This window comes from Erwinia oleae (assembly GCF_000770305.1).
GTDB classification, from domain to species: Bacteria; Pseudomonadota; Gammaproteobacteria; order Enterobacterales; family Enterobacteriaceae; genus Erwinia; species Erwinia oleae.
On sequence record NZ_JNVB01000145.1, the window covers coordinates 1 to 2,994 of the forward strand.

2 protein-coding genes and 2 pseudogenes are annotated in these 2,994 nt (G+C 50.0%); 1 reads left to right on the top strand and 3 read right to left on the bottom strand.

Features of this window, described 5'->3' with window-relative positions; genetic code table 11:
• A pseudogene (locus tag GS12_RS24520) lies at window positions 1-126 on the bottom strand (IS110 family transposase); the annotation flags it as partial.
• Between the two features lie 615 nt (window positions 127-741).
• Window positions 742-1,890 carry an MFS transporter gene (locus GS12_RS22520; protein WP_031594637.1) on the bottom strand — a complete coding sequence of 383 codons (1,149 nt, stop codon included), beginning with the start codon at window positions 1,888-1,890 and terminating at the stop codon, window positions 742-744.
• Between the two features lie 117 nt (window positions 1,891-2,007).
• Here GS12_RS22520 and GS12_RS22525 point away from each other — a divergent pair, with 117 nt between their 5' ends.
• Window positions 2,008-2,757 carry an IclR family transcriptional regulator gene (locus GS12_RS22525; protein ID WP_031594636.1) on the top strand — a complete coding sequence of 250 codons (750 nt, stop codon included), beginning with the start codon at window positions 2,008-2,010 and terminating at the stop codon, window positions 2,755-2,757.
• 44 nt (window positions 2,758-2,801) lie between these two features.
• Here GS12_RS22525 and GS12_RS23860 read toward each other — a convergent pair.
• Window positions 2,802-2,994, bottom strand: a pseudogene (locus tag GS12_RS23860) (IS110 family transposase); the annotation flags it as partial.

Here is a 2,994-nt window from a genome sequence, read left to right on the forward strand (position 1 = left end):
AATTAACTCAGGAAGTGCAGCACGCGATACTTTAGGCTTAACCAGAACAGTTCTACCACTTTGGTCAACACCGTGAACAGCAAACACATTTTTAGCAAGATCGATACCGACAGTCGTGATAGTCATAACGAATTCCTCCGGGACGATGTGTAGCCCATGATCGCACAAGAGTTAATCAGGCGCATAATCAGGGGAAGTCCCTTCCATTCGTTAAGGTGATTTTTTGCACCTCTAAGCTGTAGTAGAGCTTGACCATGTTGACAGGCAGCTTTGAGAGAGAGGCAGACCGTCTGCAGAGGCTTTATTCCAGCAGCCACTAGATGGGCTACAAACTGCCGATAGTGAGCAACCGCCGCAATGATGCGACAGGTCAGTGGTTCATGAATGTGCTGGCGACGCGGTTACGTAACGGAGAAACATTTGATGCAACTTGTCCTTCCAGCAGGTTGCTCAGTCACCTGACAAGCCGGTGGGGTAGCCTGACGCTAATAACCCTCATGAATGGTACTCATCGTTTTTGAGAGCTGAAAGGTAAAATAGTCGGAATTACCGACAGAATGTTGATAAAAACGCTGTAGGACTCGAAAGCACGTTCCTGGTTCACAGAAAGGTTTATCCAGTTTTACTGCCTCGTACTGAATATGCGCTCACCGCTCCGTGACGAGAGGCGGCGGCACATATCGAAAGGCTGACCGACTGGATCAGTAACCACATTGACGGCACATGAAGCCGGACGGTGAGTTATGTATAGGGTGCGACTCTGGCTGGCGCGCGAATTTTTATAAACAATGAAAATAACGCACCGATTACCGCAGTGAACAAAAACACGGTTGAAGTGGTACCCGGAAGATAAGCCATAAATGCGGACAGAAACTGCCCAAGAAAAATAGCCATTGAAAGCCGTGCCAGATTTCTTCCACGTTCAGCGTTACTGCTGAGCTCGACAATAAGGTGATTTACGAGGGGAACGGAAAAACCGAAGCCCATTCCCAGTGCAATTCCCCCGGGGATCAGAAAAGGCATTGAAGACGCAAAAGCAAAGATCAGATGAGCAAGCGCGTATAAGCCGAAAGCAATAGATAAGGTTGAAAAATCACTGTATCGGCTAACCAGCTTCGGCATCAGCCAGGCCCCACAGACGGCAACCAGAGAAACAAATGAGAGAAAATACCCCGTCTGAGACTCAGTGTATCCCATTTCATGTAGGTGCAGGGTTAAGACAACAATGGCGGTAAAGAAGACAATCATGGACATCAGTGCAGCTACCCAGGTCATCAGAACGGCAGGTGAAGTAGTACCGTGGCTGACATCCGTTTTAATCTGTTCTGGCTCCGACCTGTTGTCAGGTCGCGGAACAAATATCAATACCATCAGCAGCATCAGCCAGGCAAATAAATAGAGTGAGAACGGCCAGCGCCATCCTGCGGCGGCAAGTAACCCGCCAATAAACAGGAATATGACGCCGCCCAGCTCAATCGACATACCCTGCCGCGCAATCATCTTCATACGTTCTGGCCCACTATAAAATACTGAAATCAGCCCCGTCCCTGAAGTCATGATCAGCGCCGTCGCCCCTCCCAGCAGGAAGCGATCAGTAAAGACCGTAATGTAACCGGAAAGAAATGCACCTGCTGCACCTAACAGGCCGTACAGGAAGAGTCCGAGGCAGAGTGCCCTGTAAAGCCTCGCCCGCTCGATGAATTTACCAGCAAGCGGTCCAAGCAGCACCACTCCCAGAGACGGTAGGGTAATAAGCCAGCTCTCAGCGCCTTTCACGTTCAGCGCATAAGAAATACTGGTCAGTCCTGGCACGATTACGCATCCCACCATAATTGTCAGGCAGGCTACGGCCAGAAGCGTAAATCCCCCAACTTTATTTATCTGTAACATGAAACGCCCCACAATAACCAATATGCGGACAATAGCGTCCGATATACGGATATAGTATCCTAAGTTATATCTGATGATGTCAATGCGCAAAATGTAAGTTGAAAGTAAGGAGCCTCCATGCCGGCCAAATCTGATGATTCGGGTACAAGTGTTATCGTTCGGGCAGCTCAGCTGCTGCGGACGCTTGAAGAACATGCTCGCGGGCTGACGATCGCCGCTTTGTCGCGCTATACCGGAATGCCGCGTACGACGGTATACCGGCTGGTCAGTTCATTGGAGGGTGAAGACCTGTTAATAAGTGCGGCAGGTCTTATCCAACTGGGTCCTGCGCTGACGAGACTTGCGGCTTCAGCGCATACGGATGTGGTTGCTCTGGCGCGTACGCCTATGGAAATGCTGGGACGCCGGACGCGGGAAACCGTCGATCTCAGCGTTATGCGCGGTGCCCATGCGCTGCTCATCAGTCAGTATGCTTCCGATCAGGAATTGCGTGTCATTTCACCGGTTGGGACAGCCTTCCCTGGCCACTGTACCGCTCCAGGAAAAGCGCTGCTTGCCCGTCTCGACGACGCGCAGATAGTATCGTTTTATAGCCATTCGCCTGAAATCAGGACGCAAAAATCATTAAACAGCGTGAAGGATATTCTTGATGAGGTCGCTAAAGTGCGAAAGGCAGGACATGCGGAAGATTATCAGGAACATGCGCAGGGTGTATGCGGCCTCAGCGTTCATATACAGTCTTCCCTGAGCGAGTCGTATGCGGTTTCTGTTGCCGTCCCGTCCCTGAGGTTTGAAGAAAAAAAAGAGTTTCTCATCGTATCTCTGATGAAATGCAAAGCTGAAATTGAAGCTATGATTTCAGGCTGATTATTTTATGTCCGCTTCACGCCCTGAGACATTCGACAAGCTTTTTATGGCTTCAGTAAGGGCGAGTGTCGCGCTTCGAGAGCCAGCAAATACTTCGCTTCATCGTACTGGGTTCTGGTCTTCCAGCAGCGGTAAATGATCCTTATCCATTTGAAGGCAAGAGCCCGGATTGCAGACTGGTGAGATTTTCCTTTTTCTCGCAGTCCCTGATAATAAAGTCTGGCCCAGTATGATGAG